The organism is Aeromicrobium sp. CF3.5 (genome assembly GCF_051262695.1).
GTDB lineage: Bacteria > Actinomycetota > Actinomycetes > Propionibacteriales > Nocardioidaceae > Aeromicrobium.
The window spans coordinates 96,968-116,976 of sequence record NZ_JBIMEZ010000001.1 but is presented as its reverse complement, the minus strand read 5'-3'; the positions used below and the strand labels follow the sequence as shown (position 1 = coordinate 116,976).

24 protein-coding genes and 1 riboswitch are annotated in these 20,009 nt (G+C 69.1%); of the genes, 22 read left to right on the top strand and 2 right to left on the bottom strand.

Annotation, left to right across the window (positions count from 1 at the left end):
* The first annotated feature begins 110 nt into the window (after window positions 1-110).
* The 3 genes from ACHAA3_RS00570 to ACHAA3_RS00560 are packed head-to-tail and all read left to right on the top strand — an operon-like array spanning window position 111 to window position 3,168.
* Window positions 111-941, top strand: a complete 831-nt coding sequence (locus ACHAA3_RS00570; RefSeq protein ID WP_435706979.1) for an aldo/keto reductase — start codon at window positions 111-113, stop codon at window positions 939-941.
* 26 nt (window positions 942-967) lie between these two features.
* The gene (fmt, locus tag ACHAA3_RS00565) at window positions 968-1,891 is read left to right on the top strand and encodes a methionyl-tRNA formyltransferase (RefSeq protein WP_435706978.1); all 924 of its coding nucleotides are present in this window, start codon (window positions 968-970) and stop codon (window positions 1,889-1,891) included.
* Window positions 1,888-3,168: an RsmB/NOP family class I SAM-dependent RNA methyltransferase gene (locus ACHAA3_RS00560; RefSeq protein WP_435706977.1), complete on the top strand. Its 1,281-nt coding sequence runs from the start codon at window positions 1,888-1,890 to the stop codon at window positions 3,166-3,168. Before fmt ends, ACHAA3_RS00560 begins: the two co-directional genes overlap by 4 nt.
* 52 nt (window positions 3,169-3,220) lie before the next feature.
* On the opposite strand, the gene ACHAA3_RS00555 is transcribed toward ACHAA3_RS00560, so the two are convergent.
* Together ACHAA3_RS00555 and ACHAA3_RS00550 are read right to left on the bottom strand one after the other, a co-directional pair.
* Window positions 3,221-3,556, bottom strand: coding sequence for a type II toxin-antitoxin system PemK/MazF family toxin (locus tag ACHAA3_RS00555; protein ID WP_435706976.1), 336 nt, complete (start codon window positions 3,554-3,556; stop codon window positions 3,221-3,223).
* The gene (locus tag ACHAA3_RS00550; RefSeq protein ID WP_435706975.1) at window positions 3,549-3,776 is read right to left on the bottom strand and encodes a hypothetical protein; all 228 of its coding nucleotides are present in this window, start codon (window positions 3,774-3,776) and stop codon (window positions 3,549-3,551) included. Before ACHAA3_RS00550 ends, ACHAA3_RS00555 begins: the two co-directional genes overlap by 8 nt.
* A 41-nt stretch (window positions 3,777-3,817) precedes the next feature.
* Here ACHAA3_RS00550 and rpe point away from each other — a divergent pair, with 41 nt between their 5' ends.
* From rpe to pheT, 19 genes are all read left to right on the top strand, one after another.
* Window positions 3,818-4,486: a ribulose-phosphate 3-epimerase gene (gene rpe / locus ACHAA3_RS00545; RefSeq protein ID WP_435706974.1), complete on the top strand. Its 669-nt coding sequence runs from the start codon at window positions 3,818-3,820 to the stop codon at window positions 4,484-4,486.
* Between the two features lie 24 nt (window positions 4,487-4,510).
* A riboswitch (FMN riboswitch) is annotated at window positions 4,511-4,644 on the top strand.
* A 62-nt stretch (window positions 4,645-4,706) separates the two neighbouring features.
* Complete coding sequence (ribD, locus tag ACHAA3_RS00540) at window positions 4,707-5,735, top strand: bifunctional diaminohydroxyphosphoribosylaminopyrimidine deaminase/5-amino-6-(5-phosphoribosylamino)uracil reductase RibD (RefSeq protein WP_435706973.1); 1,029 nt, start codon at window positions 4,707-4,709, stop codon at window positions 5,733-5,735.
* Window positions 5,735-6,376, top strand: coding sequence for a riboflavin synthase (locus ACHAA3_RS00535; RefSeq protein ID WP_435706972.1), 642 nt, complete (start codon window positions 5,735-5,737; stop codon window positions 6,374-6,376). The genes ribD and ACHAA3_RS00535 overlap by 1 nt, the downstream gene beginning before the upstream one ends.
* Window positions 6,369-7,604, top strand: a complete 1,236-nt coding sequence (locus ACHAA3_RS00530) for a bifunctional 3,4-dihydroxy-2-butanone-4-phosphate synthase/GTP cyclohydrolase II (protein WP_435706971.1) — start codon at window positions 6,369-6,371, stop codon at window positions 7,602-7,604. The genes ACHAA3_RS00535 and ACHAA3_RS00530 overlap by 8 nt, the downstream gene beginning before the upstream one ends.
* Window positions 7,601-8,092 carry a 6,7-dimethyl-8-ribityllumazine synthase gene (gene ribH, locus ACHAA3_RS00525; protein ID WP_435706970.1) on the top strand — a complete coding sequence of 164 codons (492 nt, stop codon included), beginning with the start codon at window positions 7,601-7,603 and terminating at the stop codon, window positions 8,090-8,092. Before ACHAA3_RS00530 ends, ribH begins: the two co-directional genes overlap by 4 nt.
* Before the next feature lie 51 nt (window positions 8,093-8,143).
* On the top strand, window positions 8,144-8,737 hold the full coding sequence (locus ACHAA3_RS00520; protein ID WP_435706969.1) for a TetR/AcrR family transcriptional regulator: 594 nt from the start codon (window positions 8,144-8,146) through the stop codon (window positions 8,735-8,737).
* Window positions 8,734-9,708 (top strand): NAD(P)H-dependent flavin oxidoreductase, encoded by a 975-nt coding sequence (locus ACHAA3_RS00515; protein WP_435706968.1) that lies wholly within the window; start codon window positions 8,734-8,736, stop codon window positions 9,706-9,708. The genes ACHAA3_RS00520 and ACHAA3_RS00515 overlap by 4 nt, the downstream gene beginning before the upstream one ends.
* A gap of 95 nt (window positions 9,709-9,803) precedes the next feature.
* Complete coding sequence (locus ACHAA3_RS00510; RefSeq protein WP_435706967.1) at window positions 9,804-10,505, top strand: 3-keto-5-aminohexanoate cleavage protein; 702 nt, start codon at window positions 9,804-9,806, stop codon at window positions 10,503-10,505.
* A gap of 11 nt (window positions 10,506-10,516) precedes the next feature.
* Window positions 10,517-10,780, top strand: a complete 264-nt coding sequence (locus tag ACHAA3_RS00505) for a phosphoribosyl-ATP diphosphatase (protein WP_435706966.1) — start codon at window positions 10,517-10,519, stop codon at window positions 10,778-10,780.
* Between the two features lie 58 nt (window positions 10,781-10,838).
* Window positions 10,839-11,684, top strand: a complete 846-nt coding sequence (hisG, locus tag ACHAA3_RS00500) for an ATP phosphoribosyltransferase (protein ID WP_435706965.1) — start codon at window positions 10,839-10,841, stop codon at window positions 11,682-11,684.
* A 2-nt stretch (window positions 11,685-11,686) separates the two neighbouring features.
* Window positions 11,687-12,148 carry a PH domain-containing protein gene (locus tag ACHAA3_RS00495; RefSeq protein ID WP_435706964.1) on the top strand — a complete coding sequence of 154 codons (462 nt, stop codon included), beginning with the start codon at window positions 11,687-11,689 and terminating at the stop codon, window positions 12,146-12,148.
* The gene (locus tag ACHAA3_RS00490) at window positions 12,145-12,564 is read left to right on the top strand and encodes an SseB family protein (protein WP_435706963.1); all 420 of its coding nucleotides are present in this window, start codon (window positions 12,145-12,147) and stop codon (window positions 12,562-12,564) included. Before ACHAA3_RS00495 ends, ACHAA3_RS00490 begins: the two co-directional genes overlap by 4 nt.
* A 435-nt stretch (window positions 12,565-12,999) precedes the next feature.
* The gene (gene infC / locus ACHAA3_RS00485; RefSeq protein WP_435706962.1) at window positions 13,000-13,677 is read left to right on the top strand and encodes a translation initiation factor IF-3; all 678 of its coding nucleotides are present in this window, start codon (window positions 13,000-13,002) and stop codon (window positions 13,675-13,677) included.
* Window positions 13,678-13,872, top strand: coding sequence for a 50S ribosomal protein L35 (rpmI, locus tag ACHAA3_RS00480; RefSeq protein ID WP_435706961.1), 195 nt, complete (start codon window positions 13,678-13,680; stop codon window positions 13,870-13,872).
* A 34-nt stretch (window positions 13,873-13,906) separates the two neighbouring features.
* Entirely contained in the window at window positions 13,907-14,293 is a 387-nt protein-coding gene (gene rplT / locus ACHAA3_RS00475) for a 50S ribosomal protein L20 (protein WP_435706960.1), read from the top strand.
* Between the two features lie 38 nt (window positions 14,294-14,331).
* Complete coding sequence (locus tag ACHAA3_RS00470) at window positions 14,332-15,108, top strand: TrmH family RNA methyltransferase (protein ID WP_435706959.1); 777 nt, start codon at window positions 14,332-14,334, stop codon at window positions 15,106-15,108.
* Between the two features lie 49 nt (window positions 15,109-15,157).
* Window positions 15,158-16,198 (top strand): ATP-binding protein, encoded by a 1,041-nt coding sequence (locus ACHAA3_RS00465; protein ID WP_435706958.1) that lies wholly within the window; start codon window positions 15,158-15,160, stop codon window positions 16,196-16,198.
* Between the two features lie 79 nt (window positions 16,199-16,277).
* Window positions 16,278-17,354: a phenylalanine--tRNA ligase subunit alpha gene (gene pheS, locus ACHAA3_RS00460; protein ID WP_435706957.1), complete on the top strand. Its 1,077-nt coding sequence runs from the start codon at window positions 16,278-16,280 to the stop codon at window positions 17,352-17,354.
* A 2-nt stretch (window positions 17,355-17,356) separates the two neighbouring features.
* Window positions 17,357-19,972: a phenylalanine--tRNA ligase subunit beta gene (gene pheT, locus ACHAA3_RS00455; RefSeq protein WP_435706956.1), complete on the top strand. Its 2,616-nt coding sequence runs from the start codon at window positions 17,357-17,359 to the stop codon at window positions 19,970-19,972.
* Window positions 19,973-20,009: the final 37 nt, after the last annotated feature.

The following is a 20,009-nucleotide window of genomic DNA, read 5'->3' as shown; positions in this document are numbered from 1 at the left end:
ACATGATTCCCAGGATCTCCTGGGAATCCTGCACGTCTCCCAGGTTCCAACAGGGGAGAGGCGCCAGGTTTCGGGGAGAGGCTTGTCCCTGTGGGTCGTAGCGTGGAGCCATGATCACGCACACCCTCGCCTCCGGACGTCAGCTGCCCGCAGTCGGTTTCGGCACCTACCCCCTGAGCGGCGACGACGGCATCGCCTCGATCGTCTCGGCCATCGAGGTCGGCTACCGGCTGATCGACACGGCCGTGAACTACGAGAACGAGACCGAGGTCGGGGAGGCGATCCGCCGCTCCGGCGTCGACCGCGACGACCTGCTCGTCTGCAGCAAGCTGCCCGGCCGCGACCACGGCTACGACGACGCGATCGCCTCGACGCGCGGATCGCTCGACCGGCTCGGCCTCGACCATCTCGACCTGCACCTGATCCACTGGCCGAACCCGAGCCAGGACCAGTACGTCGAGGCGTGGCGCGCCCTGGTCGACCTGCAGCGCGAGGGACTCGTGCGCGACATCGGGGTCTCCAACTTCACGGCGACACACCTGGACCGGATCATCGACGCGACCGGCGTGACGCCGGCGGTCAACCAGATCGAGCTGCACCCGTACTTCCCCCAAGTGACGATGCGGCAGGTCAACTCCGCCCGCGGCATCGTGACCGAGTCGTGGAGCCCGCTGGGCAAGAAGCAGGCCCCGTTCGCCGAGCCGGTCGTGGTCGCAGCGGCCGAGCGCCTCGGCGTGACGCCCGGCCAGGTGATCGTGCGGTGGCAGCTGCAGATCGGCGCCCTGCCGATTCCCAAGTCCGGCACGCCGTCGCGGCAGCGCGAGAACCTGGACGTCGACGGCTTCGAGCTGGCCGATGACGAGGTCACCGCGATCACCGCGCTCGGCCGGTCGGACGGTCGCCTGTTCGACGGCGACCCGGACACCCACGAGGAGATGTGATCGCGACCGACAACTAGGCTCGGCGAGTGAGACTCGTCTTTGCCGGAACGCCTGAGGCCGCCGTCCCCAGCCTCGAGGCGCTGGTCGCCAGCCGACACGAAGTGGCTGCCGTCATCACGCGGCCCGATGCAGCGGCCGGTCGGGGCCGCTCGCTGCGTCCCTCCCCCGTGGCCGTAGCGGCTCGGGTCCACGGCATCGAGGTGCTCGCGCCGCAGAAGGCGTCGGCCCCGGACTTCCTCGACCGCCTCCGAGTGATCGATCCGGCCTGCATCCCGATCGTCGCGTACGGCGCACTGATCCGCCGCGAGGCGCTCGACATCCCCGAGTTCGGCTGGATCAACCTGCACTTCTCGGTGCTGCCGTCGTGGCGTGGAGCTGCACCGGTGCAGCGCTCGATCATGGCCGGCGACGAGGTGACCGGTGCCACCGTGTTCAGCCTCGTCGAGGGTCTCGACGAAGGTCCGGTGCTGGGCACCATCACCGAACGCATCCGCCCTGACGACACCTCCGCGATCCTGCTGGACCGACTGGCCGGACTCGGCAGCACGCTGCTGACCGACGTCGTCGATCACATCGAGGACGGCGACATCGGAGCGGTCCCGCAGCCGGAGGAGAACATCTCCTACGCCCACAAGCTCACGACCGAGGACGGCCAGATCGGGTGGAATCGTCCCGCCTTCGCGATCGACCGGCAGATCCGTGGCTGCACCCCGGCACCCGGGGCCTGGACACTGCTGGAAGACGCTCGTCTCAAGATCGGCCCGGCCACCATCGCCGAGGACTCCACGCTCGAACCGGGCCACCTCGGCGTGGGGAAGCGTGAGGTGCGGGTGGGTACCGCGACGACCGACCTCGTGCTGGGGGACGTGCAGGCGGTGGGCAAGAAGCAGATGGCCGCGGCGGACTGGGCGCGTGGCACACGACCTGCCGACGGCACGGTGCTGGGATGACAGATCCTGTCCGGTCCATCGCCTTCGCCGCGCTGCGCGCTGTTGACGAGCGCGATGCCTACGCCAACCTCGTGCTGCCCGACATGCTCGTGCAGCACCAGATCGAGGGACGCGACGCCGCCTTCGCCACCGAGCTGGTGCACGGCACGTTGCGCCGCCGGGGCACCTACGACGCCGTCATCGATCGCGTCGCAAGCAAGGGCATCGGCTCCATCGACCCGCCGGTCCTCGACGCGTTGCGCCTGGGGGCGCACCAGCTGCTCAGCATGCGGGTGCCGGCGCACGCCGCGGTGTCGACCACGGTCGACATCGTGCGTCGCGAGGTGGGACACAAGCCCGTGGCATTCGCGAACGCGCTGCTGCGCAAGATCGGTCAGAAGGACCTGGACGGGTGGCTCGACGCCACCACCGAAGGCCTGCATGCCGACGACGCACGCGCGATCCGGCACTCTCACCCGCGATGGATCGTCGAGTCGCTGCGCGACGCACTGGGCGGCCACGCCACGCAGATCGACAAGCTGCTGATGGCCAACAACGAGCCGCCCAAGGTGACGCTCGTGGCGCGTCCTGGTCTGATCGAGGCGGAGGATCTGCCCGGTGTGCCCGGTCTGCTCTCGCCCTACGCACGGATTCTCGACGCCGGGATGCCCGGGGAGATCGAGGCCGTGCGCGAGGCCCGCGCGGGCGTGCAGGACGAGGGCTCCCAGCTGGTGGCCATCGCTGCCGCCGACGCCGCGGTCGACGGTTCGGACACACGCTGGCTCGACCTGTGCGCCGGGCCCGGAGGCAAGGCGGCCCTGTGGGGTGCCATCGCAGCCCAGCGCGGTGCCTCGCTCGTGGCCAACGAGATGCAGCCGCATCGCGCCGTGCTGGTCAGCAAGGGTGTGCGCCGACTCGACAACGTCGAGGTCACGGTGCACGACGGGCGTGACGCACCCTGGGAGCCGGCGTCGTTCGACCGGGTCCTCGTCGACGCCCCGTGCACCGGACTGGGTGCCCTGCGTCGGCGCCCCGAGTCCCGGTGGCGGCGGCAGTCGTCCGACCTCGACCAGCTGGTGCCGTTGCAGAAGGCCCTGCTGGCCCGAGCGCTCGAGCTCACCCGGCCCGGCGGCGTCGTGGTCTACGCCACCTGCTCGCCGCACCTCGCCGAGACCACCGGCGTGCTCGAGGCGGTCACGGCGGACCGCGATGACGTGCAGGTGGAGTCCACGCGCCAGCTGTGGCCGCACATCGACGGCACGGACGCGATGTTCTTCGCCGTCCTGCGCCGCTCCTGACCCGATCCGGTCGAGGTTCGACCCCTTCGTCAGCCCGGGCCCCAGGTATCGGTCACAAGTCCAGGAAGTCGCGCACCCACTGACGCACAGCTTCGACGGTCGACCCGTCGACCCGGCCTGCAACCCCGACGATGCGCTGGCGGGACACGGTCCGGATCTGCTCGGTCATGGCCCAGGAGGCTCGGGGTAGATCGCCGCCGTCGATCTGCACGTGGTTGGGCCAGCCGCGATCCACGCTCGTCACCGGGACGACGATGGCGAGCGTGTCGATCACCTGGAGGTAGTCCGTGCCAGCGACGACCATCGCAGGGCGCCGTCCCGACTGCTCGCGCCCGACCGACACGTCGGGTGAGACCCAGACGAGGTCGCCGGGGCTCAGGTCAGGCACGGTCGATCCGGTCCCAGTTCTCGACCTCCGCCGCATACGAGGCCAGGTCGTCGGCAGACGTCGACTCGATTGCCGTGCGCACCCGTGCGAGGCGGCGTTGACGTTCGCCCAGGTCGGCCAGGTGCGTGAGGTGCTGACCGAGTGTGCGGTTCTCGGCCGACGCCTGCTCCTTCAACCGGTCGCGGACCTCGGTGGAGACTTTGATCGTCGTGATGGTCATACTCTGAGTATACCTGCAGGGATACCGGCTACGCTCGCCTCGTGGGCATACAGATCTCGCCGAGCATGTTGAGCTCGGACTTCGCCAATCTCGAGGCCGAGGCGGCGCGCATCGCCGGAGCCGACTGGCTGCACGTGGACGTCATGGACAACCACTTCGTCCCCAACCTGACCTTGGGCGCGCCGGTGATCGAGGCGCTCGCGAAGGTGGCGAAGCAGCCCATCGACGCCCACCTGATGATCGAGAACCCGGATCAGTGGGCGCCGTCGTTCGTCGAGGCGGGAGCGGGCAGCGTCACGTTCCACGTCGAGGCTGCGGCCGCTCCGGTCCGGCTGGCTCGCGAGATCCGAGCGCTGGGAGCCCGCGCCTCCATGGCGCTCAAGCCCGCCACTCCCATTGAGCCGTACCGGGACATGCTCGGTGAGCTCGACATGGTGCTGATCATGACGGTCGAGCCCGGCTTCGGCGGTCAGTCCTTCCTGGATCTGTGCCTGCCCAAGATCGAGCGCACCCGCACGCTGATCGAGCGCCACGGTGGCGAGATCTGGCTGCAGGTCGACGGTGGTGTCTCGGTCGACACGATCGAGCGGTGCGCGGCCGCTGGTGCCGACGTGTTCGTGGCCGGATCGGCCGTCTTCGGCGCGGACGATCCCGACGCCATGATCTCCACATTGCGAGACCTCGCCTCGGCGCAGGACGTCGACGAGTAGAATCGACTTATTCGAGCAATTGCTCGCGTGCTCCGGGGTCGGTGCAATTCCGAACCGGCGGTGACAGTCCGCGACCCGCGGTCCCATCTCGGTGGGGTCCGGTTGAGCCGGTGGAATTCCGGTGCCGACGGTGAAAGTCCGGATGAGAGGCGCACGCAGGCGACGCACCCCGTGCGTGGCCTGTCCCCGGATCGCGCGTGCAGCGACACCGGAGGACGACATGGCCAGCGACATCGAGATCGACGCCCTGCGTCGTGCGCTCGAGATCGCCCGTGCGCGCGGCAACGCCCTTCCGAACCCCACGGTCGGTTGCGTGCTGCTGTCCCCGGAGGGTCGCGAGATCGCCAGCGGGGCGACGGTGCGGCACGGTGTGCACGCCGAGATCGAGGCGCTGCGAGCCGCGGGCGGCGCCGCGCACGGAGCGACCGCGGTCGTCACCCTCGAGCCGTGCAATCACACCGGCCGCACGGGTCCGTGCTCCCAGGCCCTCGTCGAGGCGGGTGTCCGGCGGGTCGTGTTCGCGCAGTCCGATCCTCACGAGACCGCCGCCGGTGGCGCGGCCGCACTCGCGGCAGCGGGCCTCGACGTGGAGGGCGGTGTGCTCGTGGATGAGACCGCCGATCTCAACGCCGCCTGGTCCTTCGCCGTCACCGAGAACCGGCCCTTCGTCACCTGGAAGTACGCAGCGACCCTCGACGGTCGTAGCGCCGCCCCCGACGGCACCAGCCAGTGGATCACCGGGCCCGAGGCGCGCCGCGACGTGCACAGGCTGCGTGCCGAGGTCGACGCAGTGATGGTCGGCACCGGGACGGTCCTGGCCGATGATCCCCGACTGACGATCCGCGACGCCGACGACCAACCACTGGCCCCGGACCGCCAACCCCTGCGCGTCGTGGTCGGCCAGACCGACATCCCCGCGACCGCGCGGGTGCGCGACAGCTCCGCCGAGACCCTCGTGGTCGCCTCGCGTGATCCCCACGCGGTGCTGGCCACCCTGGCCGACCGCGAGATCCGTCACGTCTGGCTCGAGGGCGGCCCGCGGCTGGCGGGTGCCTTCTGGGATGCAGGACTCGTCGATCGCGTCATCGCCTATCTCGCGCCCACGCTCCTCGGGGCCGGTCACTCGGCCCTCGCCAGCGCCGCGACGACCCTGACCGATGGACGACGGCTCGACATCACCGACCTGAGAACCCTCGGACCTGACCTTCGCATCATGGCAACACCGACAGCACGAGAGGAGCTGGTCTGATGTTCACCGGACTGGTGGAGGAGATCGGCACGGTCACCGCGATCGAGTCGCTCGGTGACTCGGTACGTCTCACGGTGAGCGGGCCGGTCGTGACCGGCGACGCCGCGCACGGGGACTCGATCGCCGTCAACGGCTGCTGCCTGACCGTGATGGCCCAGGACGGCGGGACCTTCAGCGCCGACGTCATGGCCGAGTCGCTCGACAAGACGTCGCTGGGCGATCTCGGCGTCGGGGACCCGGTCAACCTGGAACGCGCGATGGCGGTGGGACAGCGGTTCGGCGGTCACATGGTGCAGGGGCACGTGGACGGCACCGGTCGTCTGATCGATCGCACACCCAGTGCGCACTGGGAGGTCCTGCGCTTCGAGCTGCCCGAGCACCTGGCCCGCTACCTGGTCGACAAGGGTTCGATCACGGTCGAGGGCACGTCGCTGACCGTCGTCGAGGTCCGTGACCGCACCACGGACGAACCCGCGTGGTTCTCGGTGTCCCTGATTCCCACGACCCTGGCCGACACCACGCTCGGCACCCTCGTCCCGGGTGACCGGGTCAACCTCGAGGTCGACATCCTCGCCAAGCACATCGAGCGGCTCCTGGCTCGCCAAGCAGACACACACCGTGAAGGAGACACCCATGAGTGAGCAGATCCGGCTCGACAGCATCGAGCAGGCCATCGCCGACATCCGTGACGGCAAGGCTGTCGTCGTGGTCGACGACGAGAACCGCGAGAACGAGGGCGACATCATCTTCGCGGCCAGCAAGGCGACGCCCGAGCTGATGGCGTTCCTCGTGAGGTACTCCAGCGGCCTGGTGTGCGCCCCCACGACCGGAGAGATCCTGGACCGGCTCGCCATCCCGCTGATGACACCGCACAACCGCGAGAAGATGCGCACCGCGTACACCGTGTCGATCGACGCCCGCGACAACATCACGACGGGCATCTCGGCCACCGACCGGGCCCGCACCTGCCGGGTCCTGGCCGACTCGGCCACCGAGCCGTTCGAGCTCAACCAGCCAGGCCACATCATTCCGCTGCGCGCCAAGCCCGGGGGAGTCCTGGAACGTGCCGGGCACACCGAGGCGGCGGTGGACCTGACCCGTCTTGCGGGGCTCACCCAGGCCGGAGTCATCGGCGAGGTCCTGCACGACGACGGCACGCTGCAGCGGCTACCGGCTCTGCGGGAGTTCGCCGACCAGCACGGGCTGTCGCTGGTCTCCATCGAGGACCTCCAGGTGCACTTGCGGCTGCACGAGTCACAGACCGACCGGATGGCCACGACTCGGCTGCCCACGGAGTTCGGCGAGTTCACGGCCCACGGATTCCGTGACCGCATCGACGGTGCTGAGCACATCGCGCTGGTCTACGGAGACCTCGACTCCGGGACCGACGTGCTGACCCGCATCCATTCGGAGTGCTTGACCGGCGACGTGCTCGGCTCGCGGCGCTGCGACTGCGGCCCGCAGCTGGACCTGGCGATGACCGAGATCACCCGCCACGGCGCCGGGGTCGTGGTGTACCTGCGCGGCCACGAGGGTCGTGGCATCGGACTGCTGCACAAGCTGCAGGCCTATCAGCTGCAGGACTCCGGCGCCGACACGGTCGACGCCAACATCGAGCTCGGCTTCGGCGAGGACGAGCGGGACTACGCCGCCGGGGCTCAGATCCTGCGCAACCTGGGCGTCACGTCGGTGCGGTTGCTGACCAACAACCCGGACAAGACCACGGCACTGGAGGCGTACGGGGTCAAGGTGGCCGAGCGTCTTCCCCTGCTGATCGAGCCGAATCCTGACAGCCTGCGCTACCTGCAGACGAAAGCCGAGAGAATGGGCCACGACCTTCCCGGGTTGAGCTCGAAGGAGCGGTCATGAGTGGAGCGGGAGCACCGACCCTGACGATCGACGCCAGCGGTGCACGAGTCGTGATCGTGGCCTCGTCGTGGCACACCGAGGTGATGGACGGTCTGATCGCCGGTGCCCGGGCCGCTCTGGCCGACGCGCAGGTCACCGACGTCGAGCTGGTGCGCTCGCCCGGTTCGTTTGAGCTGCCCATCGTGAGTCAGGCAGCTGCTCGTGGGGGAGCGGACGCCGTGATCGCCCTCGGCGTCATCATCCGCGGTGGCACGCCGCACTTCGAGTACGTGTCTGCGGCGGCCACCGACGGGCTCGCCCGGGTCGCACTGGACACCGGTGTGCCCATCGGCTTCGGTCTGCTGACCTGCGACGACGACGCACAGGCGCTCGACCGGGCCGGACTGCCGGACTCCCGCGAGGACAAGGGGCGCGAGGCGGTCGAGGCGGCCCTCGCCACGCGTGCGGTGTTGATCGGCTCCTTCGGCTCGGGAGCTCGCAGCAGCTGACGTCCGGTACCAGAGTCTTCCTTCTGGTACTGAAAGCTGTAGGTTGTGGCCATGGTGCAGACCGTCGCGCGACCGCATCGGCGCCACCTGGCCGTGCTCGACGAGCTCGTCGAGGTGTTCTGCGCCGAAGGCTTCGCCGACACCACGCTCAGCGATCTGGCCGCGCGGCTCAAGTGCTCCAAGAGCACCCTGTACGCCGTCGCGGCCAGCAAGGAACAGCTGATCGCGGCCGTCGTGCGTGAGTTCTTCCGCCGCGCGACCGAGCGGGTCGAGGCCGCTGTTGCCCCCCACCGCGACCCGGTCGAGGCCATCGGCGTCTACCTGGAGGCCATCTCGGTCGAGCTGGCTGCCGGGTCACCGGAGTTCTTCGCCGATCTGGAGAACTTTGCGCCGGCCCGCGAGATCTACACCCGCAACACCGAGCTCGCGGCCGACCGGGTCCAGGAGCTGGTGCGTGCCGGTGTGTCCCACGGCCCGGGGATCGACCCGCGTTTTCTCGGTGTCGTCGCCGGCCAGGTGATGGAGGCCATCAACCGCGGACGCATCAGCGACGCCACCCATCTCGACCACGCGACCGCCTACCGGGCGCTCGCGGCGCTCATCACTGCCGGAGCGACCGGCACTCACGAGAGGACCACCACATGATCAGCACGAGCTTCACCGCCGAGTACGGCGTCGACCACCCGATCCTGTGCGGGGGCATGACCGGCCTGGGCACCGCCGAGCTGATCTCGGCGGTCGCCAACGCCGGCGCCCTGGGGTTCCTGACCGCACTGACCCAGCCGTCGCCGGAGGCGCTGTCGGCCGAGATCGCCCGCACCCGCGAGATGACCGACAAGACGTTCGGCGTGAACCTCACGATCCTGCCCACGATCAACCCCGTGCCCTACGACGAGTACCGCGCGGCGATCGTCGAGGCCGGCATCACGGTCGTCGAGACCGCCGGATCGAGCCCCGAGCCCCACCTTCCGGACTTCCACGCTGCGGGCATCAAGGTCATCCACAAGGCCACCTCGGTGCGACACGCTCTGTCGGCGCAGCGCAAGGGCGTCGACGCCATCAGCATCGACGGCTTCGAGTGCGCCGGACACCCCGGTGAGGACGACGTCCCCGGCCTCATCCTCATTCCGGCAGCCGTCCGCGCCCTCGACATCCCGGTGATCGCGTCGGGCGGCCTCGCGACAGGGCCGGGCCTGGCCGCGGCCCTGGCGCTCGGCGCCGTCGCCGCCAACATGGGAACTCGGTTCATGGCGACCCACGAGGCCCCGATTCACGAGAACGTCAAGCAGCAGATCGTCGCCAACGACGAGCGCGACACGGTCCTGGTGTTCCGGGACTTCCACAACACCGCCCGCGTGGTGCGCAACTCGGTCTCCGAGCAGATCGTCGAGATCGCCGGCCGAGACGGCGCCACCTTCGACGACGTCGCCGCACTCGCCTCGGGTCAGCGCGGACGCCAGGCCGTGCTCGCCGAGGGCGACATGGAAGGCGGCATGTGGTGGGCCGGACAGGCCCAGGGGCTCATCGACTCCGTCGGCAGCGTCCAGGACGTGATCGACGAGATCATCGCCGAGGCGGAAGCCACCATCGATCGACTGCCCTCGCTGCGCAGCTGACCCCGCGCGGCGTGTGCCACATGGTGACCGGGCTCCCTGGTGTCCTCCGGTCCGCCTAGACTTCGCTGGGTGAAGACCGCCAGGAAGGGTGAACCGTGCAGGCCTGCCTGAACGGCGCGCGCAGCAGCGACGAGCACCCGGTGATCGCCGTGACGCCCGAGGCATGCGCGGCCGAGGCCGTCGCCGCGGTCGAGGCCGGCGCCGACGACCTGCACATCCATCCCCGTACCGCTGACGGCCGCGACAGTCTCGTCGCCGACGACGTCGCACGGTGGGTTGGCGCGGTGCGAGCCGTCTGCGACCTGCCGGTCGGCGTCACGACGGGGGCCTGGGCGTGGTGCGGAGGACTGTCGGCCCCCCAGGCCGTCCGTTCCTGGTCGGTCCTGCCCGATCACGCGTCGGTCAACTGGCACGAGCGTGAGTCCGAGCAGATCGCCGAGGCCCTGGTCGAACGTGGCGTCCGCATGCACGCCGGACTCTGGACCGAGGAGTCGACGCGTCGCTGGGCGGACTCGCCGTGGCCCGAACGCACAGCATGCGTCCTGCTGGAGCTCTCGGACTCTCCGGACCAGACCGAGCTCGCCCGTCGTCTGGTGGACCTGGTCGTCGAGCGCCTGGGCGATCGAGAGGTCCCGATCCTGCTGCACGGAGAGGGCCTGTCGGCGTGGCCGGTGCTCGACTGTGCGGTTGCCTGGGGTGTGCAGGCACGCATCGGGCTCGAGGACGTGCTGGTCGGTCCTGACGACGAGGAGGTCGGCGGCAATGCCGACCTGCTGCATCTCGCGGCGCGCCGATAGACTCCTGCTCGATGAAGACCTTCGACGATCTGTTCGCGGAGCTCGCCGCCAAGGCGCGTGACCGACCCGAGGGCTCGCGCACCGTCGCCGAGCTCGATGCCGGTGTCCACACGATCGGCAAGAAGCTGGTCGAGGAGGCCGCCGAGTCCTGGATGGCTGCCGAGCACGAAGGCCCCGAGCGCACGGCCGAGGAGATCAGCCAGCTGCTGTATCACGCGCAGGTGATGATGCTCGCGGCCGGAATCTCGCTGGACGACGTCTACGCCCACCTGTGATCGCCCGCCCCCTCACCCGACGCCCCCTCACCCATCGCAGAGCTCCCGAGGACATCCCATGCTGAGAGTCGCCGTCCCCAACAAAGGCGCCCTGGCCGAGTCGGCCGCCGAGCTGCTGTCCGAGGCGGGCTACCGTCAACGGCGCAACCCCAAGGACCTGGTCACGATCGACGCCGACAACGGGGTCGAGTTCTTCTACCTGCGTCCGCGCGACATCGCGATCTACGTCGGCGAGGGGACGCTCGACGTCGGCATCACGGGCCGTGACCTCCTGCTGGACTCGGGCGCCGATGCGGTCGAGGACGCGACCCTCGGCTTCGGAGCCTCGACCTTCCGCTTTGCAGCACCCACGGGGGCCATGACCCGCGTCGAGGACCTCGCAGGCTGCCGCATCGCGACGTCATACCCCGGCATCGTCCGGTCTTTCCTGGGCGCGCGCGACATCGAGGCCGAGGTCGTGCGGCTCGACGGAGCGGTGGAGTCCTCGGTGCGTCTCGGTGTGGCCGATGCCATCGCCGATGTCGTCGAGACGGGCAGCACGCTCAAGCAGGCCGACCTCGAGGTCTTCGGCGAGCCGCTGCTGTCCTCGGAGGCCGTGCTGATCACGCGGCGTGACCCTGAAGCAGCAGACGGCTTCGAGGTGTTCCGCCGGCGCATCGACGGCGTGATCACAGCTCGCACCTACGTGATGATGGACTACGACATCCCCTCCGACGCCGCCGAGAAGGCCATCAGCCTGACGCCTGGTATCGAGTCACCAACGGTCTCCCCGCTGCATCGGGACAACTGGGTCGCCGTGCGGTCGATGGTGCCGCGGGTCGACGCCCAGAAGGTCATGGACGACCTGTACGGCGTCGGGGCCCGCGGCATCCTCGTCACCGACATCCTCGCGTGTCGGATCTGAGCGTGTCGTCACTCAGCTGGAGGCCCGGGGGATCGCGCTACGTCGCCTACGGCGTGGCCGTGATCCTGCTGGTCATGACGGCCGTCATCGGGGCTGCGCTGCCCGAGGACATCACCTTCACGCCGGCTGAGCTCGTCACCCTGGCGCTGTTCCTGATCGCCACGATGGTGATGCTGCACGGGGTGGGACGCAGTCGGGTCACGGCCGACGAGGCTGGAATGCGCGTGACGAACGGGTACAAGCGGCACGACGTGGCCTGGAGCGACATCGAGGGCTTCAGCCTGAACACGGGCGCTCCCTGGCCCACCCTGGTCACGACCGACGACGATCGCATCATGCTGTTCGCGATCCAGGCGTCGGACGGGCCGTCGGCGCGTGCGGCCGTCGGGAGTCTGCAGACCCGGCTCGAGCAGTTCCGGGTCGATGAGTTCCGTCGCGAGCTCGACACCGATGGCGAGTCATGAGCCACGACCGCACCCTGGCCGAGCCGCAGTTCCCCGGGGACGACGGCTTGGTCGATCCGCGGCTCGAGGCTGCATTCGGCGACGACGCAGCGGTCTTCGAGGTTCTGCCAGAGGTACGCGTGTTCGTCCCGATCGTGCCCATCCTCGGCGAGAGCACTCCGACCGGTGGTGACAAGAATGCCGACATGGCGGCGGTGCTGATGACCGGCGCCGACGGGCGCACCGCGTTGCTCGCGTTCAGCAGCACCTCGACCATGACGCACTGGAGTGCAGACGCCCGGCCGGTGCCGGTGCTCGGCTCGGGCGCCGCCCAGGCGGCCCTCGACGAGGGAGCCAGTGCGATCCTGCTCGACCTCGGCAGCCCCACCTTCACGGTCGTCGAGCTGACGGCGCGGCAGGACCGCCCCAGCTCCTGACGCTCGATGTCCGGCACGAGGTCAGACGGCGATCGCGCGAACGGCCTGGTTCGCGCGGCCCGCGGACTGCTTGACCACCAGGGTTGACTCCCTGCTCGGGCCGGATCAGGCGGCGAGCCATGCGCGTGGTCATCGGCATCTTGGTCGAGGACGTCATGCCGGACCGGACGCCTCGGCGTGATTTCACCGGCGAGGACAACGCCTGATAGGCTGACACATGAAGTGGAGGCCACTCCCACCTGCATGATTGAGAAATCGTGGGGTCTTGCCAGTCGATGGTGCCGGTTCGTCCGGTCTGTCGTCTGACTGCGATCACTCGCGGACACGCTCCGCCGGTCGTGGAACCGTGGCCTCCGTTTCGACGGAGGCCATTTTTCTGTCCGGACACCGATGGACCTCCACCCACGAACCCCAGGAGGATCCATCACCACAGAGATGCGCGTCAACGACCGAATCCGCGTGCCCGAGGTACGTCTTGTCGGTCCAGGCGGAGAACAGGTCGGCATCGTTCGCATCGAAGATGCCCTGCGGCTTGCCGCCGAGGCAGACCTTGACCTCGTCGAGGTCGCACCGACGGCTCGTCCGCCGGTCTGTCGCCTCATGGACTACGGCAAGTTCAAGTACGAGAACGCACAGAAGGCGCGCGAGTCGCGTCGCAACCAGACCAACACCGTCATCAAAGAGATGAAGTTGCGTCCCAAGATCGACCAGCACGACTACGACACCAAGAAGGGTCACGTCGTGCGGTTCCTCAAGGGGGGCGACAAGGTCAAGATCACGATCATGTTCCGCGGACGCGAGCAGCACCGACCCGAGCTCGGGTACCGGCTCCTGCAGCGTCTGGCCGCCGACGTGGAGGATCTCGGCTTCATCGAGTCCAACGCCCGCCAGGACGGCCGCAACATGACGCTGGTGCTCGGGCCGCACAAGAAGAAGTCCGAGGCCCAGGCCGAGGTCAAGGCCGAGAAGGCGATCACCACCGCCGAACGCGCTGCTGAGAAGGAGGCCGACGAGGCCGCCGACAAGGCGCACCGCGAGGCCCATCACGAGACCGCCACACCCAAGAAGCCACGTCGTCGTTCAGAGAACCTCGACCCGGACATGGAGGCATAGATGCCTAAGTTCAAGCCCCACTCGGGGATGAAGAAGCGAGTCAAGCGCACCGGTAGCGGCAAGCTCCGTCGCGAGCAGGCCAACCGTCGGCACCTCGCCGAGTACAAGACGTCCACCCGCAAGCGCCGCCTTGAGGGCACCACCGACGTCGCGAAGTCCGACACCGCCCGCGTCAAGAAGATGCTCGGCCTCTAAACCCGCCTGACCCACAGATCCAAGGAGTACCGACATGGCACGCGTCAAGCGTTCAGTCAACGCCCAGAAGAAGCGTCGCGTCACACTCGAGCGCGCCTCGGGTTACCGCGGTCAGCGCTCACGCCTGTACCGCAAGGCCAAGGAGCAGGTCACCCACTCGCTGGTCTACAGTTACCGGGACCGTCGCGCCAAGAAGGGTGACTTCCGTCGCCTGTGGATCCAGCGCATCAACGCTGCGGTTCGCGCCGAGGGCATGACCTACAACCGCTTCATCCAGGGGCTGCGGCTCGCGGGTGTCGAGGTCGACCGCAAGGTCCTCGCGGACCTCGCCGTGCACGAGCCTGCTGTGTTCTCGACCCTGGTCAAGACCGCTCGGGCAGCACTTCCGGCCGACGTCAACGCACCTGTTGCGTCTGCCTGAGACACCCACCACCCGTGGCGAGCACGCCTGATCGTGTCGTGACCGTTCGTTCTGGACGCGTCAAGCACAGTCGGCGGCTCGCCACTCGTGCGTTCCGGGCCGAGACCGGGGAGTTCCTCGCCGAGGGACCCCAGGCCGTGCGTGAAGCGCTGCAGATCCCCGGAGTCGTCCTCGAGGTCTTCGCCACCGGCGAGGCCACGAGTCGTCATCCCGAGCTGGTCGCCTCGGCAGGTGACGCCTGGGTGCAGGTCGACGACGACGTCGTCGCTGCGGTGGCGGACTCCGTCCACCCCCAGGGCATCGTGGCGCGGTGCCGCAGCACCATCGGTCAGCTCTCCGAGCTGCCCGGCCAAGCCGGTTTCGTCGTGGTCTGTGCCGACGTCCGCGATCCCGGCAATGCCGGTGCCGTCATCAGGTGCGCCGACGCCGCCGGTGCGGACGCCGTGATCTTGGCGGGCGACAGCGTCGACCCGCTCAATCCCAAGGCGGTACGCGCCACGGCCGGGAGTCTGTTCCACCTCCCGGTGCTGGTGGAACGTGACATCGGCGCAGTTCTCGCCGAGCTGCAGGGCCGAGGACTGCAGGTGCTGGCGGCGGACGGCACCGGTGACGTCGGGCTCTTCGATCCAGCCCTCGATCTCGCGGCGCCGACCGCGTGGCTGATGGGCAACGAGGCCTGGGGCCTGCCGACGGGGACCCGCGCGCTGGCTGACCACGTCGTGGCCGTTCCCCTCTACGGGCGGGCGGAGAGTCTGAATCTCGCCACTGCCGCGGCGGTGTGCCTGTACGCCTCGGCCGCCGCGCGTCATCGCTGACGCCAGCGCGGAGTGGCAGAGGTGACACCGCGTACTAGATTGGCCCGTCATGGACATCGATGATCATCCCGATGGCGTCATCATCGCGGGCCCGGACGGCATCGTGGAGTACGTCAACGACCGCATCAAGGAGATGTCCAAGGCCGTCGATGACGAGATGATCGGCATGCACCTGTCGACTGCTGTTCCGTTCGACGACCTGAACGGGAACTCCTGGTACGACTGCACGCAGCCGTACGACGGATACGCCCATCGCAGCCGACTGTCGGAGACCGCATGGTGGTCACCCCGCGGTAGCGAGTACCTGATCACCGCATCACTCGTGCGCGATCGACCCGCTGGCGCCGTCCAGCGCGTCATCGTCAGCGTGCGCAACGCCCGCGTCCGCAATCAGCGCGACCGGGAGCGTTCGGACCTGGTCGCGACGGCCGCCCACGAGCTGCGATCACCGCTGACCGGGATCAAAGGATTCACCTCCACCTTGCTCTCGAAGTGGGACAAGTTCACCGAGGAGCAGCGTCAGCTGATGCTCGAGACGGTCGATTCGGACGCCGATCGTCTGACCCGCCTGATCACCGAGCTGCTCGACGCAGCGCGCATCGATGCTGGCCGGCTGACTTTGCGGCGGGGACCCGTCCGTCTCGACGAGGTGGTGTCTCGGGTCCTGACCAATGTCTCCGCAGGATCCGGCGAGTCATTTCCCGTCGAGGTCGGACCCGACCTGGCCGTCATCTGGGGCGATGCGGATCGCATGACCCAGGTCGTCACGAATCTCGTCGAGAACGCGATGCGTCACGGCCTCGGACTGACCCGAGTGCTGGTGCACAACACCGTGCACCCCGACTACCAGGGTGGGGTCTCGTTGCAGATCCACGACCGGGGTCCTGGCATCCCCGCCGAGACGCGCCAGCGCGTGTTCAGCCGCTTCTGGCGCTCCGGCCCCGGCCAGGGGAGCGGCCTTGGCATGTACATCGTGCGCGGCATCGTGGAGCAGCACGGTGGATCGATCGACATCCAGGATGCCGACGGTGGCGGCGCCAACGTTCGCGTCTGGTTTCCGATCAACGAGCCCGAGACACTGAGCGACTGATCGGGGCCGACTGACGCTCGATAGACTCGGTCGGCACCTGCATCACACCCCTGCACGAGTCCCCCGGAAAGAGGTCAGCATGTCCACGCCCGCGGCACCGACCGCCGACGAAGTCGACCGACTGCGCGACGAGGCGGTCGTTGCCATCGACGCTGCCGTGACCCTCGCCGATCTCAAGCAGGTGCGACTCGACCACAGCGGGGACAAGTCGCCTCTTGCTCTGGCCAATCGTGGCATCGGGCAGCTGCCGACCGAGGACCGCAAGGACGCGGGTCGGCTCATCGGGCAGGCTCGTGGCGCCGTGCAGCAGGCGCTGGCCGCGCGCACCGCCGAGGTCGAGGCGGCCGAGGAGGAACGCGCGCTGATCGAGGAGCGCGTCGACGTCACCCTGCCGTGGGATGTCGAGCCGGTCGGAGCGCGCCACCCGCTGACCACCATCCAGGAACACGTCGCCGACATCTTCGTGGCCATGGGCTGGGAAGTCGCCGAGGGCCCCGAGGTCGAGGCCGAGTGGTTGAACTTCGACGCGCTGAACCTGGGCCCGGACCACCCGGCGCGCACGATGCAGGACACCTTCTGGGTGTCGCCCGAGAAGGCCGCAATGGTGCTGCGCACGCACACCTCACCGGTGCAGGCGCGCACCATGCTCGACCGCGAGCCACCTCTCTACGTCATCTGCCCGGGCCGGGTCTTCCGCACCGACGAGCTCGACGCCACGCACTCGCCGGTGTTCCACCAGGTCGAGGGCCTCGCCATCGACGAGGGCCTCTCGATGGCGCACCTCAAGGGCACGCTCGACCACTTCGCGCAGGCGATCTACGGCGATGACATGGTCACGCGCTTCCGCCCGTCGTACTTTCCCTTCACCGAGCCGAGCGCCGAGATGGACCTGCTCTGCTACGTGTGCAAGGGCAGGCCCGGCGAGGTCGCGGCCTGCCGCACCTGCCGCGGCGAGGGCTGGGTCGAGTGGGGTGGCTGCGGAGTGGTCAACCCGCGCGTGCTCATCGCTTGCGGGGTCGACCCCGAGAAGTACTCGGGCTTCGCCTTCGGCATCGGGCTCGATCGCACCATCACCGGTCGCTACGACATCGCCGACCTGCGCGATCTGTTCGACGGCGACATCCGTTTCACCCAACCGTTCGGAGTTGAGCTGTGAGAGTGCCGATCAGCTGGCTGCGCCAGTACGTCGACCTGCCAGCCGACCTCACGGCCGAGGCGTTGGCTGCACGTCTGACCGCATTCGACCTCAAGCTCGAGGAGATCGTGTCGTCGGGCATCTCAGGTCCGCTCGTGGTGGGTCGCGTGCTGGCGCTGGCTCAGTCGCCGCAGAAGAACGGCAAGACCATCAACTGGTGCCGCGTCGACGTGGGGGAGCACAACGACCCGAGCACGCCGGACGCTCCCCCCGCACCGGAGGCGGCAGATGGGAGCAGCGGCGACGTGCCGTCCCGTGGCATCATCTGCGGCGCCCACAACTTCGTCGAGGGCGATCTGGTCGTCGTGTCCTTGCCGGGTACCCGGCTGCCCGCGCTGGCCCACGTCATCGAGCACGGCGAGATCGGTGCGCGCAAGACCTACGGCCACGTCTCGGACGGCATGATCGTCTCGCTGGCCGAGATCGGTCGAACCGGCGACTCCCCGCTCATGGTGCCCGGGTCCGGCGCGGACGGCATCATCGTGCTCGAGCCGGGATCGGCCCAGCCCGGCGACGACGCCATCGGTCTGCTGGGGCTGGACGAGGTCGTGCTCGATCTCGAGGTCAATCCCGATCGTGCCTATGCCCTGTCGATGCGTGGAGTCGCCCGCGACGCGTCCATCGCGCTCGGCGTGTTGTTCCACGACCCCGCAGAGGTCACGGTCGACGTGGAGGGACCGTCGTACCCCGTGCGGGTCGACGACCCCGAGGCATGCCCCGTGTTCGTCACGCGGGAGGTGACCGGTTTCGATCCCACCGCCCCGAGTCCTGCCTGGTTGGTCGATCGGATCACGGCGGCGGGCATGCGGCCCATCTCGCTGGCCGTCGACGTCAGCAACTACGTGATGCTCGAGCTCGGCCAGCCGAACCACGCTTACGACCGCGCCAAGATCCGCGGCGACATCACCGTGCGGCGGTCGGGGGCAGGTGAGAAGGTCACCACCCTCGACGACGTCGAGCGCGTGCTCGATCCTGCAGATCTGCTGATCGCCGACGACGCCGGGCCCATCGGACTGGCTGGCGTGATGGGCGCTGCCCACGTCGAGATCGACGGCACCACGACCGACATCGTGATCGAGTGCGCCGCCTTCGACCCGCCCACGGTGTTCCGCATGGCGCGCCGACACAAGCTCTCGTCGGAGGCTTCCAGGCGCAACGAGCGGGGCATCGACGTCACGCTGCAGGCGCGCGCCGCCACCCGCGTGGCGGAGCTGCTGGTCGAGCTCGGCGGCGGAACGGTCGGCCGCGGTGTCACCATCGTCGGTGAGGCTCCTGCCAGGGCGACGGTCACCCTTCCCGCCGACCTGCCGGCCCGCATCAGCGGCGTCGACATCGATGCGGCCACGTGCGTCGAGGCGCTGCGGGCCAACTCCTGCACGGTCGAGCTCACCGACGCGACGCTGGCCGTCACGCCGCCGCCGTGGCGACCCGATCTCACCGACCCCTACGACATCGTCGAGGAGGTTCTGCGCGTCGTCGGCTACGACCAGGTGCCGTCCCTCCTGCCGCCAGCACCTGCAGGCCGCGGCCTCACGCACGCCCAGCAGCTGCGGCGGCGTGTCGGCCTGGTCGCCGCCGGCGCCGGACTGATCGAGGTCAAGACCTTCCCGTTCACCGGGCCGACCGCGCTTGATCGTCTCGGTCTGCCCGCCGACGACTCCCGGCGACAGCAGGTGCTCCTGGAGAACCCGCTCTCGGCCGAGGAACCTGGCATGACCACCACCTTGCTTCCCGGGCTGCTCAAGGCCTTGACGCTCAACGTCGGGCGCGGGCACCCCGACGTCCAGATCATGGAGCTCGGACGGGTCTTCCACCCCAAGCCGGCCGGTGCCGAGGCCCCGATCCTGCCGGTCGACCACCGGCCGAGCGCCGAGCAGATGGCAGCCTTCGCCGCTGCTCTGCCGGACCAGCCCCAGCATCTTGCCTTCGTGCTGGACGGTCAGCGCGAGCGCTCGGGCTGGAGCACCACGGGCCGCACGGCCGGCTGGTCCGATGCACTCGCGATCGTGCGACGCATCGCAGAGTCGCTCCACGTCGACCTCGTGGTCCGACAGGCCCAGCGGGCGCCGTGGCATCCCGGTCGCTGCGCCGAGATCGTCGTGCGGGCGGCATCTGATGTGCCCGGGTCCGGCACGGTGTCTGATGTGCCCGGGTCCGGCACGGTCATCGGTTACGCCGGTGAGCTGCACCCGCGCGTCGTGCGCGATCACGACCTGACCGGTGTCGTCGCGGCCGCGGAGATCGATCTCGACGCGCTGATCGCAGCCGCCCCGGTGGTCGGTCCGCGTCCGGACTTCTCGGCCTTCCCCGTCGCCAAGGAGGACCTGGCCCTCGTCGTGGCCGAGGAGGTCCCGGCCGAGACGGTCGCCGCGGCGCTGCGCGGTGCGGACCCGCTGATCGAGTCGGTAAGGCTGTTCGACGTCTACGTCGGCGACCAGGTGCCCGAGGGGCATCGATCGCTCGCCTTCGCGCTGCGCCTGCGGGCTCCCGACCGCACCCTGACCGACGAGGAGATCAAGGCCTCCCGAGAGGCTGCGGTCTCCGCTGCGGCTCGACTCGGCGCGACCCTCCGCTCCTGACTTCACGGCGAACCGCCGACCTCACCAACAGCCACGC